Origin of the sequence: Paenibacillus sp. PastM-3, assembly GCF_029893965.1 — a bacterium.
In the GTDB taxonomy this organism is placed as follows: domain Bacteria; phylum Bacillota; class Bacilli; order Paenibacillales; family Paenibacillaceae; genus Paenibacillus_AQ.
Genome location: NZ_JARXXP010000003.1, coordinates 281924 through 302996 on the forward strand (window position 1 = coordinate 281924; position 21073 = coordinate 302996).

Genomic DNA, 21073 nt, shown 5'->3' on the forward strand with positions numbered 1-21073 from the left:
TATACTTTGAATACAGTCCATGCAGCAGACAAATGTCTGGAGCTGTTCACAAGCAGGAAGCCAGTACATATCTATGTGTGTGATCAGGAAAATAGTGCCGTACAGATCGCCGCAGCCAATCTGATTACGGACATCGGGCAGGTCTTCGGCTGTAAAGCTGTCCTTTCAGCTGAAATTCATGAATGCGCCATCATTATCGCCACGCTGGAGCAGGACAGGCAGCTTCCTGCAATTCTGCAGAACAAAGAGCTGCCCTTAGAGCAGTTAAAAGATGAAGCTGGAGCGTGGCGCTGGGAAGCTTTTCTCCAGCAGGCTGTGGATGGCGTCTTCTACATCGTTGGTACGGACCGCCGGGGCACGATCTTCGGCATCTATGACCTGTGCGAAGCGATAGGCGTATCTCCTTGGCATTACTGGGGAGATATCCCGGTTAAGACCAAAGACTCGTTTAGTGTACCGGCAGATATCAGCAAGGCTGACTGGCCATCTGTGCAGTACCGGGGCATTTTCCTGAACGATGAGGAGGAGCTGGACGACTGGGCCAGACTGCACACGCCGGACGGCACAATCGGGCCGGTGGCCTATAGCCATATCTTTGAATTGCTGCTCCGCCTGAAGGCGAACTATATCTGGCCGGCGATGCATGTCAATTATTTCAACGGCAATCTGGGGAACGGTGCGCTGGCGGAGCGGATGGGTATTGTTGTCGGCACTTCTCATTGTGATATGCTGCTGCGCAGCAACCAGAATGAGTGGACCCCGTGGATTGAAAGCAAGGGCTATACGGATGCCGAATATGATTATTCAATCGAAGGACGCAACCGGGAGATTCTGCTGGAATACTGGCGGGAAAGCATCGAGCAGAACCGGAATTATGAGGTGTGCTTCACCATGGGGATGCGGGGCATTCATGATTCCGGCTTCCATACCCGCGCAATTGATGAGGATGATTCCCTGAGTAAGGAGCAGAAGAAAGAGGCCAAGGTCAAGCTGCTCGGACAGGTGGTCCGGGATCAGCGGCAGCTGCTTATAGACGTGCTTGGTGAGGAAAAAGGGCTGGCAGCGCTGCAGACCTTCGTACCCTATAAAGAAGTACTTTCACTGTATGATCTGGGGCTGGAGCTGCCGGAAGATCTGACTCTGATCTGGGCGAACGATAATTTCGGCCATATGCGGCGTTATCCTTCAGCAGCCGAACGCAGCCGCAGCGGGGGGAACGGCCTGTACTTCCACGGCTCTTACTGGGCCGCTCCGGGCACAGGGATGAGCTATCTGTTCATCAATTCCATTCCGCTGGCCCAGACAGGCAATGAGCTGCGGAAATCCTGGGAGTCAGGTATCTGCAAGGTGTGGGTGCTGAATGTCGGCGGCCTTAAGCCAGTGGAGCAGGATCTGGAGTATTTTGTACGTTACGGCTGGGAAGCCGGCAAAGCGGAAGGTATAACGAAGGACCCGCAGGCCTTCACAGAGCACTGGATTAACTCCAATTTCTCAGGCGGACACGGAGCTGAGGCAGCACAGCTGTATACGGCCTTTGCCCAGGCGACCAATGTGCGCAAGATCGAGCATATGCAGCCGGGCGTGTTCTCGCAGACGGCTTACGGGGATGAGGCCGGCCGCAGGCTGCTGCTGCTGGAGAACCCTTACAGACGGGGCAATGCAATATTGGACAGTCTGCCAGAGGAGGAGCGCGCTGCATTCTTCCAGCTGTTCCTGATGAAAATTCACGCCTCCTACTATACCAACCATGAGTTTTATTACGCCGACCGCAGCGTGCTGTCCTATGAGCGCGGCAACATGCAGGCGGCTGACCGGTACACGGAGCTATCAGCAGAGATGCTGGACAATAAGCGGCGGATGCTGCATTTCTATGACCGCAAGCTGAGCGGCGGCAAATGGGAGGGCATGCTGACTCCGGAGAGCTTCCCGCCTCCGCCGACTGCGCTGTATCCGGTGCGGAAGCCGGCGCTGCAGATTTCGGGAAGCGGCCTGCGGGCTGACCTCTGGAACGGGGAGGAGACGCTACGCTTCTCTGTCTATGGGCGGCGGGAGAAGTGGATTGAGCTGGGCAACCAGGGAGCGGGCAGCATTCCGTATACCCTTGAGGTTCAAAAGGGGGCAGAGTGGATCACCCTTTCTGACACATCCGGGACACTGCAAACCGAGAAGCGGATTCTCGTAACGGTCCAAGAGCCCGCAGCCCATGCCGGCAAACGTGGTCTCATCGTCATCCGCGATCACAGAAACGACGCTGACATCTCTGTGAAGGTAGAGGTTCTAACCGCTCCTGCCGTTCCAGACAGCTTCACCGGATATATTGAAGCAGACGGCTATGTGTCTATCCCGGCTGACGGCTACCATCACAGCCTGGATGTAACAAACAACGCCGGGGATGTTCAGTCTGCCTGGTTACCGGTGCCGGGCATGGCCCGGTACGAGGGAGCTGCGCTGATGGCCTGGCATCCTGCAGTACAGCTGCCGGAAGGGGCGCTGCAGGACAATGCAACCGTTGGGTATGACATTTACGTGGAGCAGGGCGGAGAATACGTTCTGGAAGTCCACCGCTTCCTGACGCTAAATTCTACAGGCCGCATCCGTTTCGGTGTAGGCATAGATAACGGGGAGCCGGTGCTGGCCGAGTCGGAAACGAATGACGAGTGGAAGGGCAGCTGGCAGCAGAGCATTATGGATAACGGGGAAAAGCTGCTGGTGAAGCTCCCGCATATGGAGGCTGGCACGCATATGCTCAAGCTGTACATGGCCGATAATTATGTAACGATCTCCAAGCTTGTACTGTATACCGGTGAGAGAGTTGAATCTAATCTGGGCCCGGCCTTCAGCGCCCGGGGGAATGAACCGGTTGCCGGCTACGGCGCGGAAAGCCCGCTGGTGGACTGGAAGGAAGTAGAGCAGCTGTGCAGCGGGTTTTACAGTACGCAAAAGGAGGAGGTGACGCTGCCGGCGGTCCTGTATGCAAACAGGTTTTTTTTTCGAGAGCGGTTTGACCTGATCTTTCAGAAATGCAGTCCTGAGTCTCAGACAAGACTGGGAGCCGCACGTTATGACAGCCTGTGGAAGCGTACGGATGAAAAGAATGTTATTGAAGCTTTTGGTTCAGGCAGCTTTACCGAGCAGGACGGTTTTATCGCCATCGAAGCTGAATACGCCCTTGCCAACTCGGAGCATGCATACCTGACGCCTGCAGCAGACGATAACAGCCTGAACTGGAGTCACCTCCAGGCTGAAACGAATGGCAGAACAGGCTTCGCAATGCATGTAGCTGACGCAGGCCTGAGATGGGAGGAGCCTGCTGATGCGCCGGGCATGCATTACCGGATCAACGTCCATATCCCGGGCGTCTACCACGCATGGCTGCTGATCAGACATCATAACTTCCAGTCGGACTCCTGTTACCTGGCGCTTGATGGTGCAGTACAGCCGTTGACGGAGCAGTTTGGCGGTGGGGTGCTGCATACTTACAATACCGCCCAAGTGTACTACTGGTGCCATATCTCTGACCTGGAGATCAGCTCCGGCGAGCATGTGCTGTCCATACTGGCCTGCGAGTCCCAGCTCCGGGTAGACCGGATCTACCTGAGCACAGGAGATGAGCTTCCGCCGGCAGATGCACAGTGGTCAGATTCGCTTAGACAATAAGTAAGATATTTACAACGCCCTTTCGCTTCCGTATAGGAAGACGGAAGGGCGTTGTAATCGTTTTGGACGAAAACAACGGTAAAAGTCCCGGTTCTAGGCTCAATGACTTATTTTTTGCATGTATGTATCGTTGTTAACCGAATTTATCTTTCTGAAACATGATGAAAACATTCATTAAAATTTGATCAAACAATTCAATCATTCTATAATTATATTAAAAATAAAACTGGATTGGGAGGAGTTGGAAGAAAAAGTGGATAAACGCCGTGAGTTATGGATTGATGCCGCCAAGGGCTTCAGTATTATTTTTGTAGTGATGGGACATTCCGGCGATGCCGCCGCCAATCATTATCTGTCCTGGTTCCGGATGCCGCTGTTCTTTCTGCTTAGCGGTCTGGTGTTTAAGCCGACCCCGCCGCAGCGGTATGCCAGCTGGGCGGTGAAGCGGACGAAGGGGCTGCTGACGCCTTATTTTGCCTACGGGTTATTGATTGCGGCAGGGATGCTGCTGTACTCCCTCAATTTTACCGGATTCCTCGGGAATATCGCCAGGCTGCTCTACGGCGGTCTCACCTTGACCGGACCTTATGGGGTATTCTGGTTTATCACCTGTCTCCTGTTCACGCAGCTGCTCTTCGGATACATTGTCAGGTACAGCCGCAGCACCCAACTCCTACTGATTGCCTCCGCCTATTTACTGTCGCACATCATCGCTTTGACGCCGCTTAAGAACTTTAACCTTCCATGGAATATTGACGTTGCTCTGCTAGCTGTTACCTATTATGCAATCGGATATTATGGTAAAAAGGCCATTCCTGCGCTGATCAGCCGCTTTTACGTGCTGCTTCTGCTGCTGCCGTTATGCGGATTAGTGCTGTGGCTGGAACGCCGCGGAGTCATCAGCTACAGCCTTGATATGAAGTATAAGGTGTATGATGCCCTGGTACTTGACCTGGCGTTACCGCTGCTGATTTCGCTGACCATCTGCGCTGCTGTATTTCAGCTGTCCAAACGGCTGCCGCTCGGCTTTATGGGCAGGCTTGGCCGCAACACGATCGCGATTATGTATCTGCATCTGCCGCTAAACTACAGTCTGAAACTTCTGCTTGGGGCAGACTACGGGCTGATCCCATTTACCCTGGTAGGTGTGGTGCTGCCGCTGCTGGCGGCTAAATGGGCAGGACGTTCACCGCAGCTGTCCAGGCTGTATCTGGGACGGGGCAGCAGCCGGCCGGCCGTACAATACGGGGCTGCACGTAGATAATTCTATTATATAAATAGACAATTCTAGCACTAAAAGTGCACAAGCTCTTTTTCATAGCCTTCATATACTGAAGCATAACTATGAAAAGGAGTGATAGATTGTGGTAAAAACTCTCTTGGATTACAATGCTGATGTCGTTACGCCCATTACCAACGGAGTTTCCATCCCTGTTCCAATTTCCCCTGCTGGTGTACAGATCGCTGGAGTAGCAGTGTTTATTGATCCGGCGGTACCGGCGCATTTCCCGAACAAGGTTGAACTCAAGGCAACGATCGGTGTGGATATTCCGCTCGATTTTCCTAACATTCTGGTACGCATCTGGCGTGCCGGCAAAGAAATCTTCTATGCACGTGCGGAATACGCCGAGGTTATTGTGGATGACGGTATTATCTCGCTGCATATGGTAGATATCAACGTACCGGCCGGTGTGCAAAACTATCAGCTGATCGTAGAAAATCAGGATAACAATTCTACCGCGGTTGTTGTCGGACCGGTTATCTTCAGCGCAATGGCAATCGGAGGCTAACCATCTCCCGTCTTGACTGGATTGAACAGCAAAGGGCTTTCTCTGCAGAATCCGCGAGGATGCAGGGAAGGCTCTTTTTTATATGTACGGGTTTATTTTGCTGCGTAGAACTGGAATAATTTCCTGCCTTTCTGGCCAGACTGGAATACAGTACCTGTGAATTGAAGGTAATGTTCAGGAGGGGAACTATTTTGAGAAAAATACGTGTATTGACGCTTGTGCTGTGTATGGCTGTTTCTGTACTGGGAGCGGCTGCGGGAGCATCGGCAGAGGAAAAAGCAAAAAGTACCGGCAATTCCGCTGCTGCTGATCTCGCCCCGAATGCGCGTTCCGCCATCCTGATGGATGCGGTCACCGGCACAATCATTTATGAAAAGAACAGTCACGACAAGCTGCCGCCGGCCAGTATTACCAAAATCATGACAATGCTCCTGACGGTGGAGGCGCTGGATGAAGGAAGGCTGCAATTGACCGACATGGTGCGGACCAGTGAATACGCCGCCTCGATGGGCGGTTCGCAGATCTTTCTGGAGCCCGGCGAAGAAATGAGCGTTGACGAGATGCTCAAGGGTATCGCGATGGCTTCCGGCAATGATGCCTCTGTGGCGATGGCAGAGAAGATTGCCGGGTCGGAGAGCGCTTTTGTCGATATGATGAATAGCAAGGCAGCGGAGCTGGGCCTGAAGGACACCCACTTTGCCAACTGTAACGGGCTGCCCGCAGAGAACCATTATTCTTCCGCCCATGACATTGCCGTTATCAGCCGTGAGCTGCTGAAGCATGAACGGATTATCAAATATACCGGCTCCTACCAGGACTATCTGCGCAAGGATACCAAGAAGCCGTTCTGGCTGGTCAACACGAACAAGCTGGTGCGCTTCTATACCGGCGCTGATGGCCTCAAAACCGGATATACGTCTGAAGCTAAGTTCTGCCTCTCCGCCACTGCGTCCAGAGACGGGCTGCGCGCCGTTGCCGTGGTGCTGGGTGAACCGAACACCAAGACCCGCAACAGTGAGGTGTCAGGCATGTTCGACTACCTCTTTTCGCAATACAAGGTGCACACGATCTATAAACCAGGAGATGCTATCGGCTCACTGAAGATTGAAAAAGGCGTGAAAAAAGAGCTGCCGATTACCGCCAAGGAAACCTACAGCGTGCTGCTCAAAAAAGGCGTGACCCAGGAAGGCATCCGCAACGAAGTGGTGCTGCAGAATAATATCAAGGCACCGGTCGCCGCAGATCAGACCATCGGCAAGCTGGTCGTCTACCAGGGCACGAGTGTCATTAAGGAATATGAGCTGAAAGCAGGGGAGGCTGTACCAAAGGCCGGCTTCTGGAAGCTGTTCAAACGTACAGCGGGCTCGCTGTTTACGATTGATTAATTGCTTGCATTTTGTAGATTCACCCTCTGACTTCTGTAGATTCATGGGAGTTTTCTTCTAGTTTTGTCGTGAGGCAGGAATCACTCTTTGCCGTGTAGAAAACCTTGTCCTTGTAGGGGAAAGAAGTCGTTACAGGGTGGTTTGAAAGCAACGAAGAGGAGAGTGGCAAGTATGAATTCCCATGTGGAGATGGAGCATCACCGGGGCGTGCTGATTGTCCGTTTGAATGGAGAGCTTGATCATCATGCAGCCGATTATGTTCGGATGGAAATGGATGAAGCCATTATGCGGGGCCAGGTCGAGCATCTGATTCTCAGCCTGAAGGAGCTGCAGTTCATGGACAGCTCCGGTCTCGGTGTTATTCTTGGAAGGTACAAGCTAATCCGCAGTAAGGGCGGCAAAATGGCAGTCTGTGAGGCCACCGCACCCGTGAAGCGGCTGCTGGAAATGTCGGGCCTGTTCAAAATCATGTCCCTATATGACGACGAGAGTGCTGCACTCTCGGATTTGGAGGTTGCGTTATGACAAAGAATGAAGCTGCTAACTTCATGAGTGTCCAGTTTGCCGCCCTCTCGGAGAACGAATCGTTCGCGCGTGTGGTGGTAGCGGCCTTCGTCTCGCGGCTTGATCCGACCATGGATGAACTGAATGACCTGAAGACGGTCGTATCGGAAGCGGTCACCAACTGTATCATCCACGGCTATGACAGCAACCCGGAAGGGATTGTCAGCATCTCGGCGAGAATCGAGCATGAAACCGTACATCTGACCATTGAGGACCAGGGTAACGGGATTGAGGATCTGGAGCTGGCACAGCAGCCGCTGTATACGTCCAAGCCGGAGCTGGAGCGGTCGGGAATGGGCTTTACGATTATGGAGAACTTCATGGATGCCTTCGAAGTGACCAGCGAGCCGGGCCGGGGCACCTCCATTTCCATGAAGAAAACAATCGTCTCCAAAAAAGCTTTATACAATTAGGGGTTGGAGCCATGGAAGCAGAATCAAAAAAAGCTCCGCCGACCTATTTGGACGATGCGGAGGTCAAACGTCTTATCGCGCTTAGTCAGGCCGGGGATAATCTGGCCCGCGACACGCTCGTAAGCTGCAACATCCGGCTCGTCTGGTCGGTGGTGCAGCGGTTTATGAACCGCGGTTACGAGCCGGATGATTTGTTCCAGATCGGTTGTATCGGACTGCTCAAGTCCGTCGACAAATTCGATCTCAGCTATGAGGTCAAGTTCTCCACCTATGCTGTGCCGATGATCATCGGCGAGATCCAGCGCTTCCTGCGCGACGACGGGACCCTGAAGGTCAGCCGCTCCCTTAAGGAGATGGCCAACAAGGTGCGCAAGATGAAGGACGAGATGTCCAAAACGCTGGACCGTCTGCCGACCATCGGCGAGGTTGCCGAAGCGCTTGGTGTAACACCGGAAGAAATCGTGTTTGCCCAGGAGGCGAACAAGCCGCCGACCTCGATCCACGAGACCGTCTTCGAGAACGACGGCGATCCGATCACCCTGATCGACCAGATCGCCGACGAGTCGCAGGAGCGCTGGTTCGACAAGCTCGCGCTGAGCGAAGCCATCGGCGCGCTCACCGAACGCGAGCGCCTGATCGTCTACCTGCGCTACTACCGCGACCAGACCCAGTCTGAAGTCGCCAGCCGCCTCGGCATCTCGCAGGTGCAGGTGTCGAGGCTGGAGAAGAAAATCCTCGCGAACATCCGGGAGCAGATTGCCCAGTAGGTGGCGGGGAGCGTAGCGGGTTGAGAATTGTACAGGAACATTTGTAAAAGTGAAAGTGAAAGTGAATGCAGGGTGGGAACGTGCGTGCAGGTGAATGTTGTGCGTGTAACAACGTGAATTCGAGATCTGTGGCAAGAAAGCGCAAGACTGAGTGGGTCGGGACATGAGTAACAAGTAATTGGAATGGCCGATCACGTAGGTCAAGGGCAGAAGTGAGCGCCAATGCTGAGGCAGCCGGGATGAGAGTAGTAAGCAGCGTAAGTAGTGAGAGTAATCAGTAAGTGTGATGGCCGATTGCAGCTGTAAGGTGCTTGGAGCAGGGTATGGAGAATGATGTGACGGGTGCAGTATACGGTACGGATTAAACCGCCTCGGGAGGGGCGGTTTTTTGCTTTTGGAGGATGCCGAATAGAATAACTGCAGGATCTGCTGGGCAGGTTGGGTATGCGATTGAATCTGCTATTTTTACTTGCTTCGGTCTGCTCCTTTGTTGTCGTGTCATTTGCTAATCGTTTTTCATCTGGTTTGATATGCGATTCGACGCAGCAGCCGTAGTGATTTCCTGCCCAATCTGCGTTGTTTTCCCTGCTCCAGTTGCTGAGGCAGATAGCAGAGGCTGCTAACGGACCGTACAGCCCTTATTTTTACTCTGGCGTACCTTTCAGATTTCTAACGGACCCCAGCGCCGTTATTTCCTCCCAAACAGACGTTTTTGGCGTAAACCACCGCAGATAAGAGCGCCTGGGTCCGTTAGAATCCCCAAAAGTGTCTTTTTGCAAAAATAAGATCATCTGGGTCCGTTAGAGCTGTATTATTTGCGGATACGGTATTATGATTCAGTGTATTTTTACTGTTGCTCCAGTCTGCTCCTTTGTTGTCGTGTCGTTTGCTAGTCGTTTTTCATCTGGTTTGAATTTGATTCCATGCTGAATCCGCACTGATTTCGCTGCTCCAGTAGCTGAAGAAGGTGCCGGAGGCTGCTAACGGACCGTACAGCCCTTATTTTTACTCTGGCGTACCATTCAGATTTCTAACGGACCCCAGCGCCGTTATTTCCTCCCAAACAGACGTTTTTGGCGTAAACCACCGCAGATAAGAGCATCTGAGTCCGTTAGAATCCCCAAAAGCGGCTTTTAGCAAAAATAAGAGCATCTGTGTCCGTTAGAGCTATATTATTTGCGGATACAGTATTATGATTCAAGTATTGGCAGTCAATTAACTGAGGCTGCGTACAGAGAATCAATTACGTTACACTATGAGGTACTAGAAACTGTCATAGTTGAGGATATCTACGGTGTTAGAGATACTCGGAAATGACAAGTCGATTTTAGAAACTGCGCCGAAATGTATGGGAACTAAGACGTTCCAGCTTCAGATAGAAGCTGTTAGATCAATAGGCAGAAGCTAGTCAGTATAGACCTCGTATTAGATGGTTAACTTTTTTAGAGTGTGAACCATGTAGCCGGTTATAAAAATTGTTGGATTGGAACGGTCAGATGAAGCGCCGGGAATAGTAGTGGCATTGTGGCTACATGTAATTTTGCAAGCTTTAGGAGGGATTTTTCTACTGTTCTATGGTTATTAAGATTGGGTATAGGAGGTACGGGCACAGATGGGGGATAATGATGAGTATCTTGAATATGTAATGGAGAAAGCACGCGAAATTGGAAAAGAGTTCGTTATTGATAGTATCTTTCGTTAAAGCTGCAAGATCAGAACGGGATACTGACAAGTTTTTTGCTTCCTATGTGTTCGCTTGGGAATTTGATTTAAATGAAAAATTACATATTAGATTTGAATATGTACGAAATTATGAGTAATAAAGGCTACAACTTAATTGATCTCTCAACAAAAATCTGGCAGTTACAGGAGATAAACTGGCTGCATTTCTCAGTGGAAGAACAAAAGAAATGGAATCGGGATTTTGAAGATACAGTCGGGTTGCTTATAAAAAAGATTGAACAGAACAATTCAGATGCATCGGTGTTAGGCGAGGGAAAGATAAGCGAAGCGAAAGAGGTTGCTTTGGGGGTGGGTTATGATAAATATAATTAATATGCGGGTTTGGAATAAACAGAGGCGCATAATGAAGGAAACGGAAACTAAAATAATCTCACTGCTTAAAGAACTGAACTACAAAGAAGTAATAATCAATAATACCGTCGTTTATACATCTGAAGGAAAGTATTTAAAGCTAACCTTTATTAGGGGTTTAAAATCATACGTTTTAGAATACGCAGACAGTTATGACGAAGCTGAGAAGAATCTTTTTGAAGATGGTGATTTGTTTCCGTTAACAATGAATGAAGCGGAGCTGCTATGTAAGATGCGGGACGAAATTATGAACTCCTAATCTGACTGCGATAATGAGGTGAAAAGATGCCACATAACAACTTAAAGTTGTTTTGCAAAATATATTTAGACACCGACCTTGATAGAGCTAGCGTATTGTCTGATATTAGCGGAGCTATTGGTGGCCAACCGGGGCCGTATTCGAGTTTAGTCCATGGTACTTGTGATCTCGATGTTATAAGAAATGATGATTTTAATGAACAGAAAAGGAAAGTACTCCCTGACGGATTTTTGTACTCAAAATATTTAATTGAAATTGAACCGAGTAAAGGTATTCGCACTGAAACATATATTACTACAATATCATGCCTGCTCGAAGGATTATGGGAAAGAGGTTATAAGGCAGTGGCTTCGTGTGATTTTGAAGAGTTGTTGCTTAATAAAGGCGGATACAGCCAAGTACAAGATTGAATACATTCAACAACATCCTGGAGGAACCGATATGCTGATGAACTTCAAAGACCTTGGCAGTTATCGACGTGCCCGAGTTTGGCTGGATGAACCTCCGTTTGAGGCCTACCCAGCGAGGGAGAGAGTCGAGCGCGCCTTTCCTTTGATAAACTATAATTGCTTTACAGCCAGAGGTAGTCAGACGCGGAATTCCGGAGGAATATATTGTTGCAATGTTCGATGAAATACATACGTTATCTAAAGATTCCGCTTTCCTGCTGCCATCAGGAACGATAGGAATTCATACCGGGGCTCACGGGGAAGTGGGATCAAGTCCGGTCAGCTTCCGGCAGACAATGAGTGTGCTTTTGCGGCTTATAACACTGGAAAATAAAACTCCTGAGTCAGTGCGAGAGACTATTGTAGATGAGCTCGGCAGAATGAGTAAATAATGTTGAATGCAGATTCAGTTTTTGAAGCCTAAATCCACCATAAACCCAAAGGAGCCACCACCAACATGTTCGATGACATTGACTTTACCCCGGGAATTGTTACTTATGACGGAACTAAATTTCTGGATCAGGAGGACATTTTTCAGGTTGCCTATCGAGAAGATTCTTATACATTGGACGTTGGCTGGTACCGTAAAGTATTTAAGGTAGTTGTGATTAATAATCTAGATTGGGAAAAGCCGGCACTGGAAAAAAGATGCACGAACCCGGATCAGCTGTATGAACTGGTGCAGGAATGTGTTGATTTTATTAGAAAGAGGTTGGAAATGGACCCTAATAGTTAAATGGATGTTGTCATAATCAGAGCAGTGTTTTCCGTAATTGGAGAAACGCTGCTCTTTTTTCGCTTACTTCTACGTTGATTCACCATATTCTGACTACAAATCCGTACAAGAGAAGGGTTACCCTGTATGGATGTTGAAATTATTTACAGTGAATCTTTTATTTGAATAAACTAGGAACCACGGAGGCGGCGAGGATGAGCACATTTACTGCAAGTTTTATATATGCACAGGCTGATGATGAGAATGATGTTCTAATGATAGGCTTCGCTGACGATCAGTTTGATCCGCAAGAGTATATTCTCCTCCAAAAAACAATGCATCCGGACGAACAAGACTTGAAGCTGGGTTTTGATAAAATCCATATTACTTACAACGATGACTCCCAGTCACTATATGGCGGAATCGAAAAAGTGCTGCTTAAACCAGGCTCAATCGAAATTTCTTTGGACGAAGAAGCTGTTGAAGCCTTGGACTGTGAAGCAGCGGTGGTGCGGGTTAATTTTGATCCAAGAGCACTTAAATTAGATGAGCGTAGAGAACTTTTTGAGCAGATGTTTGGAGAGTTGCTTGAAATAGACGCTGAAGCGGGCTTGGCATGATCTACTTTCTGTACGATTCAGACGGGCAAAAATGGTAGGCAGTCTGGGATGAACTGATCAAGGAGCAGCTGCCGGATTGGCTCGAAACCAAACGTACCTTTCCACGGGGCACCAAAGTGATTGGCTATTTAGAAGTGTTATATCCGCATGGAGTTATTGTAAGCATTCCGCATACTAAGGCCCTTGGACTTGCTGACTATGACGAATGTGCTGCACATGCCGGGCATCGCAGTATACATAAAGGCTTGTTAATTGAAGCAACTGTCAGCGGATATGATGAGGTTAATTTTTGGCTTTTATTAGAGGAGCCTCGCGTCAGGGGGATGCTGCTTAGTCTAATACACGATATTGATGGTGGGGCATAACCGATTCGAATAAAAGGAGGCAGAGAAAGTGAATATAAAAGTTCACACGATGCAAAAGCTGCTCTCATTAAGTGTAATCCTTGTTCTGCTTATCGGTATTTCACTGTACTCCGGGTATTCTTCAGGCCAAGCCGAAATAAGCTATCGGACCGATATCAAACCGATCAGCGAGCGCTTCCCCAATCTGACAGGCATTGATAAAGTCTATTGGAGAGGAAGCACCATCGGCGGTGATTTTGGGCCGACTAATTATTGGATGCGGGGCTATGTGTTTTTGAGCCAAGCTGCCGCTGCAGCGCTGAAACAGGACTATGCCTGGGAGAACGAGCTGATCATTCCTAAACTTCAGTATGATTTTAAAGGCAAGCTTCAGCATTGGAGCAGCAGCGATGATTTTGATGCCTATATTAAGAGTTCCAGCTACACGGGCCATTTTTATTTTGACCAGAAGCAGAATGTTCTTTATTTCGATGTGGAGCGGTAATATCATGAGGTACAGTTTACACATAGTTAGGAATATCGGAGGTGTAGGGAATTAAGGAGAGACTTAAATATTACGTTCCGGTGTATATATGCGGATTTTGCATATCCATATGGGTCACGGGCGTTCCTCAATGGTATTACCTGCTTCCTGTTAAACTGATCCCGTTATGCTTTATGATGATTGCTGGAAACAGCTTATATAATATCTCTGTTAAAAAAATGCCTCTATACGCTGCTAAGCTCCTTATCTTAAAATACATATTTGTCTCCATGCTGCTTCTGTTTACTTTTGCTTTGTTTTATCAGCTTCTGCTGACCTATTCAATTGATATATCGCCATTAATTGGAGTGTAGGGCATTATAATTAGACATTGCGCAAAAATAACTCATAAGAGGAAGATAATGAAGATTCATAACCTTCTAAAAGTATCAGCAGCCTTAGTAATTATCTATTTATGCACATCCTTTGGATTTGAGAGTGAGAGCATTCATATCAGAAAAATAAATGAAAACAACTATTTTTTAGTGCTATTCAATAAAACACACCAACCCATTTTTGAAGCAGAGTATCCGGTAGAACCGACGACCGAACTTCTGGGCTCTCATCTAATTCAGATTACACAAAGTCTGGGCAATCCTAACCGCTATGTGTTTTATTTCGATACAGAGAATATGCGGATTTCAGATGTTTACTATAATCCGATTCTGATTGAGGATACTAATATTTTGTATGTAGATGATGAACGAAGATTGATCTATCAAGATATCTTTGATGCCTCTAAAATGTACAGGGAATTCATCCGGAATTTCTCTATGACGGCTGTTGCCTCGAATGCAGTGTATCAGGCGGATATCGTAAATAACACTCTGTGTATTAAATATTTTGAAGGACCAGATCTAGTAGAAAGGGAGGAAGAAATACCACTGTGAAAAAAGCATTCATCACCTTCAGCGCGCTTGTTCTGACTCTATTCTTGCTAACCGCCTGTCAATCCAACCAAAACCAACAATCCGCCAAGGAGGAACGGATGAGCCTGAGCGATGTCACCAAGCTGCTGGATGAACACAAACTTATTTTTACTGAAGCAAGTGCTGCGACTCCTGCCGCAATCATTAGTGAAACTGCGAACGCACAAGTAACCTTTATTTTCCCTCTTACCTACCAGACCCTGCATGTGTACGAGTTTGAGAATGCGCAGGAATTGGCCGATGAGCGGGAGGCTTTGCTTGAACGGTTTGAAGAAGCTTATTTTGACGCAGAGGTTGTGGAGATCGTACATAATAATGTGTACATGGTCACAGCTAAAGATTTAGGGGAAGAGGAGTCCGAGCTGGAGCGGCAGGTTAGGGAGATTTTTGAAGGAGAGAAGTAAGGGAGGCGCGTATGGACGAAACGATTCTAACAGAAGGCTGACCGGATTGATCCGGAGCATGTAGCCGGGTTAGAGACCCTCTTTTCCAGAAAAACATTTCGCAAAGAAGCAGCTGCTTTCAGATGCAGGGCAAATACAAGGTAACCTTTTACCCCCTAAACGGCACTTATAGATAAGAACATGTGAAAAGAGGTCCGGCAGGCATGGAAACGCGGTGGATTGAGGAAGCACAGCAAGGGGATACGGAAGCGTTCGGGCGGCTGGTTACGCATTTTCGCGGGATGGCGTTTGCGGTGGCGTATGACAGGCTGAGGGATGTGCATCTGGCGGAGGATGCCGTGCAGGAGGCGTTCCTGGAAGCTTATACGCATATCGGCAGGCTTGAACAGCCGGCAGCATTCCCGGGATGGTTCAAGACGATTGTCGTCAGACAGTGCCAGCGGGCGCTGCGGCGTAAACGGTATGCCAGTCTTCCACTGGAAGAGGCATCCCATCTTACGGATGGGTCACAGACAGTAGCCGAGCTTGCCGAGCAAAACGAAGGCGCACGCATTCTGCAGCAATCGGTGGCGGCGCTGAGCGACCGGCTGCGGGTGCCGCTGCAGCTGTTCTATTTCTACGGCTATTCCCTCCAGGAAATTTCCGCTTATCTGGACATTCCGCAATCCGCGCTCAAAAAGCGGCTCTTCGACGCACGGCGCAAGCTCCGCGGAGCACTTCCTGTCATCGACCTGGCTTCCGTGTTCAATAGCTTATATGAAGGAGGCAGGAATATGCTCCATATCGTGAACGGAGACAGTGTGGGGAATATGCTGAAGCAGGGCATCGTGCAGGGGGATGTGCTGGTTTGGCGGGAGGTATATTCGGCCGGGCCGAATTTTGTGAATCCTGTAGGTGAACAGGAGCGTGCTTTCCGCGCCAAAATACTCGAACAGTCCATGGGTATCCCGTCAACAGAATATATGGCAGGCTGTGCGGAGCAGGAGGAGCAGCTGCGCGGCTACAGCCGCTATGAGGAAGTGGTGCTCTGGTTTGAGCATGATCTGTTCGACCAGAGTATGCTGGCCTGCCTGCTGCACTGGTTCAAGGGGCAGAGACTTGGCCGCACCAGACTCAGCCTGCTCTGCATCGGGGAATTTCCCGGAATCGAGCTGTTTCACGGGCTGGGCCAGCTGACTCGGGAGCAGCTCAGTACGTTGAATGGAACATGGCGGAGCATCGGGCCTAAGGAGCTGGAGCTGGGCAGCGAGCTGTGGCAGGCCTATGCTGCATCATCCCCTGAGCACATGGCTGATCTGCTCGAGCTAAGAGAAGAAGAGCTGCAGGCATCTGCTCTCCCTTTTGCCTATGCAGCATTCCAGGCTCATTTGTCGCGCCTGCCTTCGGTGGAGAACGGGCTTGGCATCGTGGAGCAAACGACCTTGCTCAAGGTGCGCGGCGGAGCCGACACACCGATGAAACTGTTCCGGCAAGTGTCTGACGAGCTGCATGTGCTAGGGATAGGCGATCTGGAATACTGGCTCTATTTGCGGGGGATGGTACAAGGTGCGAACCCGCTAATCCAAATTGACGGTGCGGCTGCTGCAGCCAACTGGGATTTCCGGCAGGTGCCGGATTTTCTGAATTGCAAAGTAACAGCAACAACGCTGGGCGAACAGGTGCTGGACGGTATAGAGGACCGGGTGGCTTCACAGGGGATTGATGTGTGGTACGGCGGACTGCATCTGCATGGCCATTCGGAACCTTGGCGGTGGGACAGCCTGGCGCAAAGACCCGTGCGTATGTAGCTTTTGATGCTATAATAAGGTTCTGATAATGATTGGAAAGGAGTGGAAGATCATCAGAACCTTAGTGATCAGCGATATTCATGGCTGTTACCGGGAATTTAACGCGCTTTTGCGAAAAGCGGACTATAACCCGGGGCGGGACAAGCTTGCGCTTATCGGCGATTATGTGGACCGGGGGCCGAACAGCAAGGCCATAGTGGATCAGGTGATGTCCCTCCATGCGGAATATGGAGCGGTTGTCTTGAAGGGTAACCACGACAAAATGGCCTGTGACGCGCTGCTCAGCGACGATGAGGACAAGCTCGACCTGCATTGGCTGAACAACGGCGGGTTTTATACGCTGGCTAGCTACGTAGGGGCAGATGCGGATTTTGTGCAGTATGACCTGGGCTGGGCGGAGTATATCCGGATCAAGCACTGGATCAGGCAGGTGTACAAGCATCATCTGGATTTTTTGAGCTCGCTGCCGCTGTATCATGAGACGGAGGACCATCTGTTCGTGCATGCGGGGATCGATCCGGCGCTGGCGGACTGGAGAACGCAGAAGGATTATGATTTTATCTGGATCAGGGAGCCGTTCTACAACCATCCGGTAACGAGTACCGGCAAAACCGTTGTGTTCGGCCACACCCCAACCTTCGAATTCCAGCACGATCCCGGCATCTGGTTCAGCCCGCACGGCGACAAAATCGGCATAGACGGCGGCTGCGCCTACGGCGAACAGCTGAACTGCCTGGAGATTGGTGAGGAAGGGTATAAGAGCTACAATGTGCGCCTCGGTGAGAGCAGCTGAATAAGTGTAACCCGACTTGCAAAATAAGGAGATGAGCATGGACAATCCGGCGACAGGCAATATTACATATTTTAGTGTGTTAAAGATCTGCTACAGGATCTACGGAGTCTATTTATTCGTAACGGGATTTCTTGATATTCTAAGCTATGGGGCCTATTTCCTTAGTCTTGAAGTTTATCTTCAGCTGCTGGTAATGGCAAAAATAGAAGATTTGGTTACAGCAGTACTTACTTTGTTGAGCGGTATTGTTATAGTGGTGCTGAGCGGGAAATTAAGCGCAAGGATTGCAGATAAGCAGCAGGAGCTCTCACTGGCAGCGGACCAGCTTCAGCATATCGTTTATTATGCGCTGCATTTCGTGCTGACTATGGTGCTGGTTCCTTTAACGGTTTATATTTTGGCCGGGATAGCGGTTCTTTTTTATGGAGTAGCTGAAGGATTGGATTGGAGTCAAATCACTATAATTGTCATGATGCTTATCTTATGGTGCTTTTTGATTCTGGCAAAGAAAAGCTGCCGCAGGCTTGTACGGTTTTTCATGAAGTAAGCTTGTAACCTATAAACGGAGGTTGTTGATGAAAAAAATACTGTCCCGTATCGGGCTCGGACTGCTGGTTCTGCTCATCGTATCCATCGGGGTCTGCTTTTATATCGGTGCGTTTACTTATGCCTTCAGGCTTATGATTCTGCTGCTGTTTGTGTTTGGCGGTATGGGGGCCATTTATAAATTGAAGAATGACGAATATATGTATAACGGATACACAGGCAGCCGACGCAGCGACAGGGAGGAGTACGAAGAATATACACGGTAACGGACAGTTCATGGCAGACGGAGCAGGGGAAGGGCAAAGGTCTGCCCGGGCCACAGCGTACATAGAATGGTAGAAGTCATCATCTACTCTACTGCAGCAGGAGGCTTGCGTATGGATGAGAAGCTTCAGGCTCTTATGCTGTCCGTCGATGTTCTTGTAATCGATATTATGGAACCGCTGCGCCGCAAAATGATCAATGAGTCGGCTTTTGCCAGGCTGTATACTGTGCTTGAGGAAGTAGAGATCGTGATCAGGCAGGAGCAGCAGATTGACCGGCAGCTGGCTGCTCAGCTGTTTCTGGTCTATTCGCAGCTGGTAACCCAGTCCAATTATGTGTATGATAAAAGCCCCTTTGTCCCGCATATCGGCAAACTGCAGGGGATGATCCGCAAAATATTCAGCGGTGCTCTGCAAAATGTATAAGGTCCGCGCTTTACAGTGCCCCGTTATTCTCTGCTGCGTCAGAGAACAAACGGGGCTTTTCCGCATGCTGAGCGGCAGAAAAAAACGCTGGCAATAGATTTTTTTTGGAAGACATTTGGATTTGTCCATTGCCAAACCATGGTAATCTATCTTACAATACTATAATGATAATGAGAATCAATTTCAAGAGAATGGGTGAGAGATTCATGAATCAACAGGCAGCTGCCGGCAAAGGGCAGACCCGGACTGCGGATCCTGTGAAGTTTCGTTCACGCCCGTGGGCGGCAACGCTGATTTTGATATGCGGTCTGATTGCCCTGGTATTCGGCATTGCAGTTTCAGTGTCGTTTGGAGCGGCGGATATCAGGCTGTCCGTGGTATGGGCCGCTGTATTTCATTTTAATCCAGATCTGACGGATCATCAGATTATCCGCGAGCTGCGGATGCCCCGGGTGCTCGGCGCCGCGATGGTCGGTGCAAGCTTTGCCGTTGCGGGCGCTATCATGCAGGGGATGACCCGCAATCCGCTTGCGGACTCGGGGCTTATGGGAATTAACTCCGGTGCCGGGTTCGCGCTGGCGGTATGTTTTGCCTTTTTCCCGCAGCTTCCGTTTATGTATCTGATCCTGTATTCCTTTATTGGCGCAGGAATGGGGGCGGGAATTGTCTACGGGATTGGCTCCCTGTCCCGGGGCGGACTGACTCCGGCCAGGCTGGTGCTGGCCGGTGCGGCCTTCAGTGCGCTGCTCTCGGCGCTCAGTGAAGGGATCGCGTTATATTTTAACATCGGACAAGACCTGGCCTTCTGGTATGCAGGCGGGGTGGCGGGAACCAAATGGTTTCAGCTCAAGATCATGTTCCCGTGGATCAGCGGAGCGGTTATCGGAGCAATCGTCCTGTCCAGATCCATCTCCATGCTCAGTCTCGGTGAAGATGTCGCCAGAGGGCTTGGACAGCGTACAGGGCTGGTCAAGCTGGCAGGGGCATTAATCGTGCTGATTCTGGCCGGAGCTTCAGTATCAGTGGTCGGGGCGGTAGGCTTTATTGGCTTGATTATCCCCCATCTGACGCGTTATCTGGTCGGTGTGGATTACAAATGGATTATTCCCTGCTCGGCAGTGCTCGGTAGTCTGCTGGCGATCTTCGCCGATCTGACGGCAAGAATGATTATTCCCAAGCATGAGACCCCATTCGGTGCCATAATCGCCCTGATCGGCGTACCTTTCTTCCTGTATCTGGCCCGTAAGGAAAGAAGGGAGCTGTAGTCATGCAGAGAACAACCGTACCGTCCTACGAATCGGCAAGACGCAGACGCGAGCTGAGAATTCTGGCAGCAATAGCTGTACTTATTATTATTGCTTTTATTATTAGTGTGAATACGGGATACATACGATTAACACCTCTGGAGCTGTTAAATACGATGCTGGGCAAGGGAACGGACAAGCAGCAGCTGATTCTGTTTGATTTCCGGCTGCCGCGCATTGTCATCTCTCTGCTGATCGGAGCCGGGCTGGCTGTTTCCGGAGCAGTTATGCAGGGCGTCTTCCGCAACGACCTGGCTGATCCCGGTATTCTCGGCATCAATGCCGGGGCCGGGCTGATGGTTATGCTGATGATTTCCTTCTATCCGACAACCAATGCAGCTCCGGTTTATTTTCTCCCGGTCATTGCGTTTGCCGGAGCCGGCCTGACTGCCGCCCTGATCTATGCGCTGGCCTACAAGCGGCATGAGGGCATCAAGCCGATCCGCCTGCTGCTGACCGGTGTCGCCGTTGCCGCCGGGATCAGCGCCGCGATGATTGTACTCACGCTGCGCCTTGATCCTGACAAATATCAGTTTGTCGCGACCTGGCTGGCGGGCAGCATCTGGGGAACCAGCTGGAAGTTTGTATTATCACTGCTGCCCTGGATTGTCATCCTGGTACCTTACGTCATCTACAAGGCGCGGGTAATGAATGTGCTCAACCTGGGAGAGCAGACAGCGGTCGGCCTGGGAGCTAACGTCAATAAAGAGCAGTTCAAGCTGCTGGCTGCAGCCGTCGGCCTGGCTGCTGCCAGCGTTGCCGTCAGCGGCGGGATCGGCTTCGTCGGCCTCGTCGGGCCGCATCTGGCGCGGCGGCTGGTTGGGCCGAGGCATCAGCTGATGCTGCCGGCCTCAGCTTTGCTGGGCGCTCTGCTGGTGATTACGGCCGATACGATCGGCCGCTGGATCCTGCAGCCGTCGGAGATTCCGACTGGCATCGTAGTCGCCGTCATCGGCGCACCTTATTTTTTGTATCTGCTGGCACGTACGAAGTCATAGGCTGCTCGGCTATCATTCAACC

Annotated in this window: 23 protein-coding genes; all 23 read left to right on the top strand. The window is 50.2% G+C overall.

All coding sequences use genetic code 11. The features are described 5' to 3' along the window. Positions 1 to 6 precede the first annotated feature (6 nt). The 23 genes from M2108_RS07920 (at position 7) to M2108_RS08030 (ending at position 21051) form a co-directional block, all read left to right on the top strand. Positions 7 to 3657, top strand: coding sequence for a glycosyl hydrolase 115 family protein (locus M2108_RS07920; protein ID WP_277468495.1), 3651 nt, complete (start codon positions 7 to 9; stop codon positions 3655 to 3657). A 253-nt stretch (positions 3658 to 3910) separates the two neighbouring features. Then, the gene (locus M2108_RS07925; protein WP_277468494.1) at positions 3911 to 4921 is read left to right on the top strand and encodes an acyltransferase family protein; all 1011 of its coding nucleotides are present in this window, start codon (positions 3911 to 3913) and stop codon (positions 4919 to 4921) included. A 100-nt stretch (positions 4922 to 5021) separates the two neighbouring features. Then, positions 5022 to 5447 carry a hypothetical protein gene (locus tag M2108_RS07930; RefSeq protein WP_277468493.1) on the top strand — a complete coding sequence of 142 codons (426 nt, stop codon included), beginning with the start codon at positions 5022 to 5024 and terminating at the stop codon, positions 5445 to 5447. Between the two features lie 227 nt (positions 5448 to 5674). After that, on the top strand, positions 5675 to 6832 hold the full coding sequence (locus M2108_RS07935) for a D-alanyl-D-alanine carboxypeptidase family protein (RefSeq protein ID WP_277468761.1): 1158 nt from the start codon (positions 5675 to 5677) through the stop codon (positions 6830 to 6832). Positions 6833 to 7003: 171 nt separating this feature from the next. Next, a complete protein-coding gene (gene spoIIAA / locus M2108_RS07940) occupies positions 7004 to 7357 on the top strand; it encodes an anti-sigma F factor antagonist (protein WP_277468491.1) in 354 nt (117 codons plus the stop codon). After that, positions 7354 to 7809, top strand: a complete 456-nt coding sequence (gene spoIIAB, locus M2108_RS07945) for an anti-sigma F factor (RefSeq protein ID WP_090719100.1) — start codon at positions 7354 to 7356, stop codon at positions 7807 to 7809. The genes spoIIAA and spoIIAB overlap by 4 nt, the downstream gene beginning before the upstream one ends. Before the next feature lie 11 nt (positions 7810 to 7820). Further along, on the top strand, positions 7821 to 8576 hold the full coding sequence (gene sigF / locus M2108_RS07950) for an RNA polymerase sporulation sigma factor SigF (protein ID WP_039875115.1): 756 nt from the start codon (positions 7821 to 7823) through the stop codon (positions 8574 to 8576). A 1773-nt stretch (positions 8577 to 10349) separates the two neighbouring features. Then, positions 10350 to 10631: a hypothetical protein gene (locus M2108_RS07955; RefSeq protein ID WP_277468490.1), complete on the top strand. Its 282-nt coding sequence runs from the start codon at positions 10350 to 10352 to the stop codon at positions 10629 to 10631. Positions 10632 to 10662: 31 nt separating this feature from the next. Beyond that, a complete protein-coding gene (locus tag M2108_RS07960; RefSeq protein WP_277468489.1) occupies positions 10663 to 10929 on the top strand; it encodes a hypothetical protein in 267 nt (88 codons plus the stop codon). A 26-nt stretch (positions 10930 to 10955) separates the two neighbouring features. Beyond that, the gene (locus M2108_RS07965) at positions 10956 to 11339 is read left to right on the top strand and encodes a 1,4-dihydroxy-6-naphthoate synthase (RefSeq protein WP_277468488.1); all 384 of its coding nucleotides are present in this window, start codon (positions 10956 to 10958) and stop codon (positions 11337 to 11339) included. 496 nt (positions 11340 to 11835) lie between these two features. Continuing rightward, on the top strand, positions 11836 to 12114 hold the full coding sequence (locus M2108_RS07970; RefSeq protein WP_277468487.1) for a hypothetical protein: 279 nt from the start codon (positions 11836 to 11838) through the stop codon (positions 12112 to 12114). A gap of 194 nt (positions 12115 to 12308) precedes the next feature. After that, on the top strand, positions 12309 to 12713 hold the full coding sequence (locus M2108_RS07975) for an Imm10 family immunity protein (RefSeq protein WP_277468486.1): 405 nt from the start codon (positions 12309 to 12311) through the stop codon (positions 12711 to 12713). Between the two features lie 116 nt (positions 12714 to 12829). Next, complete coding sequence (locus M2108_RS07980; protein WP_277468485.1) at positions 12830 to 13078, top strand: hypothetical protein; 249 nt, start codon at positions 12830 to 12832, stop codon at positions 13076 to 13078. A gap of 28 nt (positions 13079 to 13106) precedes the next feature. Beyond that, positions 13107 to 13562, top strand: coding sequence for a hypothetical protein (locus tag M2108_RS07985; RefSeq protein WP_277468484.1), 456 nt, complete (start codon positions 13107 to 13109; stop codon positions 13560 to 13562). Between the two features lie 401 nt (positions 13563 to 13963). Then, complete coding sequence (locus tag M2108_RS07990; RefSeq protein WP_277468483.1) at positions 13964 to 14491, top strand: hypothetical protein; 528 nt, start codon at positions 13964 to 13966, stop codon at positions 14489 to 14491. Then, entirely contained in the window at positions 14488 to 14934 is a 447-nt protein-coding gene (locus M2108_RS07995) for a hypothetical protein (RefSeq protein ID WP_277468482.1), read from the top strand. The genes M2108_RS07990 and M2108_RS07995 overlap by 4 nt, the downstream gene beginning before the upstream one ends. 203 nt (positions 14935 to 15137) lie before the next feature. Next, positions 15138 to 16721 (top strand): sigma-70 family RNA polymerase sigma factor, encoded by a 1584-nt coding sequence (locus M2108_RS08000; RefSeq protein ID WP_277468481.1) that lies wholly within the window; start codon positions 15138 to 15140, stop codon positions 16719 to 16721. Positions 16722 to 16749: 28 nt separating this feature from the next. Further along, positions 16750 to 17514: a metallophosphoesterase family protein gene (locus M2108_RS08005; protein ID WP_277506133.1), complete on the top strand. Its 765-nt coding sequence runs from the start codon at positions 16750 to 16752 to the stop codon at positions 17512 to 17514. A 37-nt stretch (positions 17515 to 17551) separates the two neighbouring features. Continuing rightward, positions 17552 to 18061, top strand: a complete 510-nt coding sequence (locus M2108_RS08010) for a hypothetical protein (RefSeq protein ID WP_280776955.1) — start codon at positions 17552 to 17554, stop codon at positions 18059 to 18061. Between the two features lie 28 nt (positions 18062 to 18089). Beyond that, positions 18090 to 18326 carry a hypothetical protein gene (locus M2108_RS08015; protein ID WP_277468477.1) on the top strand — a complete coding sequence of 79 codons (237 nt, stop codon included), beginning with the start codon at positions 18090 to 18092 and terminating at the stop codon, positions 18324 to 18326. 111 nt (positions 18327 to 18437) lie between these two features. Then, positions 18438 to 18749: a hypothetical protein gene (locus tag M2108_RS08020; RefSeq protein WP_277468475.1), complete on the top strand. Its 312-nt coding sequence runs from the start codon at positions 18438 to 18440 to the stop codon at positions 18747 to 18749. Between the two features lie 206 nt (positions 18750 to 18955). Beyond that, on the top strand, positions 18956 to 20014 hold the full coding sequence (locus tag M2108_RS08025) for a FecCD family ABC transporter permease (RefSeq protein WP_277468474.1): 1059 nt from the start codon (positions 18956 to 18958) through the stop codon (positions 20012 to 20014). Positions 20015 to 20016: 2 nt separating this feature from the next. After that, entirely contained in the window at positions 20017 to 21051 is a 1035-nt protein-coding gene (locus M2108_RS08030; RefSeq protein ID WP_277468473.1) for a FecCD family ABC transporter permease, read from the top strand. Positions 21052 to 21073 lie beyond the last annotated feature (22 nt).

Coding starts and splice junctions, on each gene's coding strand:
- M2108_RS08020 (WP_277468475.1), top strand. CDS start 18,438: ATGGATGAGAAGCTTCAGGCTCTTATGCTGTCCGTCGATGTTCTTGTA.
- M2108_RS07990 (WP_277468483.1), top strand. CDS start 13,964: ATGAAGATTCATAACCTTCTAAAAGTATCAGCAGCCTTAGTAATTATC.
- M2108_RS07975 (WP_277468486.1), top strand. CDS start 12,309: ATGAGCACATTTACTGCAAGTTTTATATATGCACAGGCTGATGATGAG.
- sigF (WP_039875115.1), top strand. CDS start 7,821: ATGGAAGCAGAATCAAAAAAAGCTCCGCCGACCTATTTGGACGATGCG.
- spoIIAB (WP_090719100.1), top strand. CDS start 7,354: ATGACAAAGAATGAAGCTGCTAACTTCATGAGTGTCCAGTTTGCCGCC.
- M2108_RS08005 (WP_277506133.1), top strand. CDS start 16,750: ATGATTGGAAAGGAGTGGAAGATCATCAGAACCTTAGTGATCAGCGAT.
- M2108_RS08015 (WP_277468477.1), top strand. CDS start 18,090: ATGAAAAAAATACTGTCCCGTATCGGGCTCGGACTGCTGGTTCTGCTC.
- M2108_RS07955 (WP_277468490.1), top strand. CDS start 10,350: ATGAAAAATTACATATTAGATTTGAATATGTACGAAATTATGAGTAAT.
- M2108_RS08000 (WP_277468481.1), top strand. CDS start 15,138: ATGGAAACGCGGTGGATTGAGGAAGCACAGCAAGGGGATACGGAAGCG.
- M2108_RS08030 (WP_277468473.1), top strand. CDS start 20,017: ATGCAGAGAACAACCGTACCGTCCTACGAATCGGCAAGACGCAGACGC.
- spoIIAA (WP_277468491.1), top strand. CDS start 7,004: ATGAATTCCCATGTGGAGATGGAGCATCACCGGGGCGTGCTGATTGTC.
- M2108_RS08010 (WP_280776955.1), top strand. CDS start 17,552: ATGGACAATCCGGCGACAGGCAATATTACATATTTTAGTGTGTTAAAG.
- M2108_RS08025 (WP_277468474.1), top strand. CDS start 18,956: ATGAATCAACAGGCAGCTGCCGGCAAAGGGCAGACCCGGACTGCGGAT.
- M2108_RS07960 (WP_277468489.1), top strand. CDS start 10,663: ATGAAGGAAACGGAAACTAAAATAATCTCACTGCTTAAAGAACTGAAC.
- M2108_RS07935 (WP_277468761.1), top strand. CDS start 5,675: ATGGCTGTTTCTGTACTGGGAGCGGCTGCGGGAGCATCGGCAGAGGAA.
- M2108_RS07965 (WP_277468488.1), top strand. CDS start 10,956: ATGCCACATAACAACTTAAAGTTGTTTTGCAAAATATATTTAGACACC.
- M2108_RS07970 (WP_277468487.1), top strand. CDS start 11,836: ATGTTCGATGACATTGACTTTACCCCGGGAATTGTTACTTATGACGGA.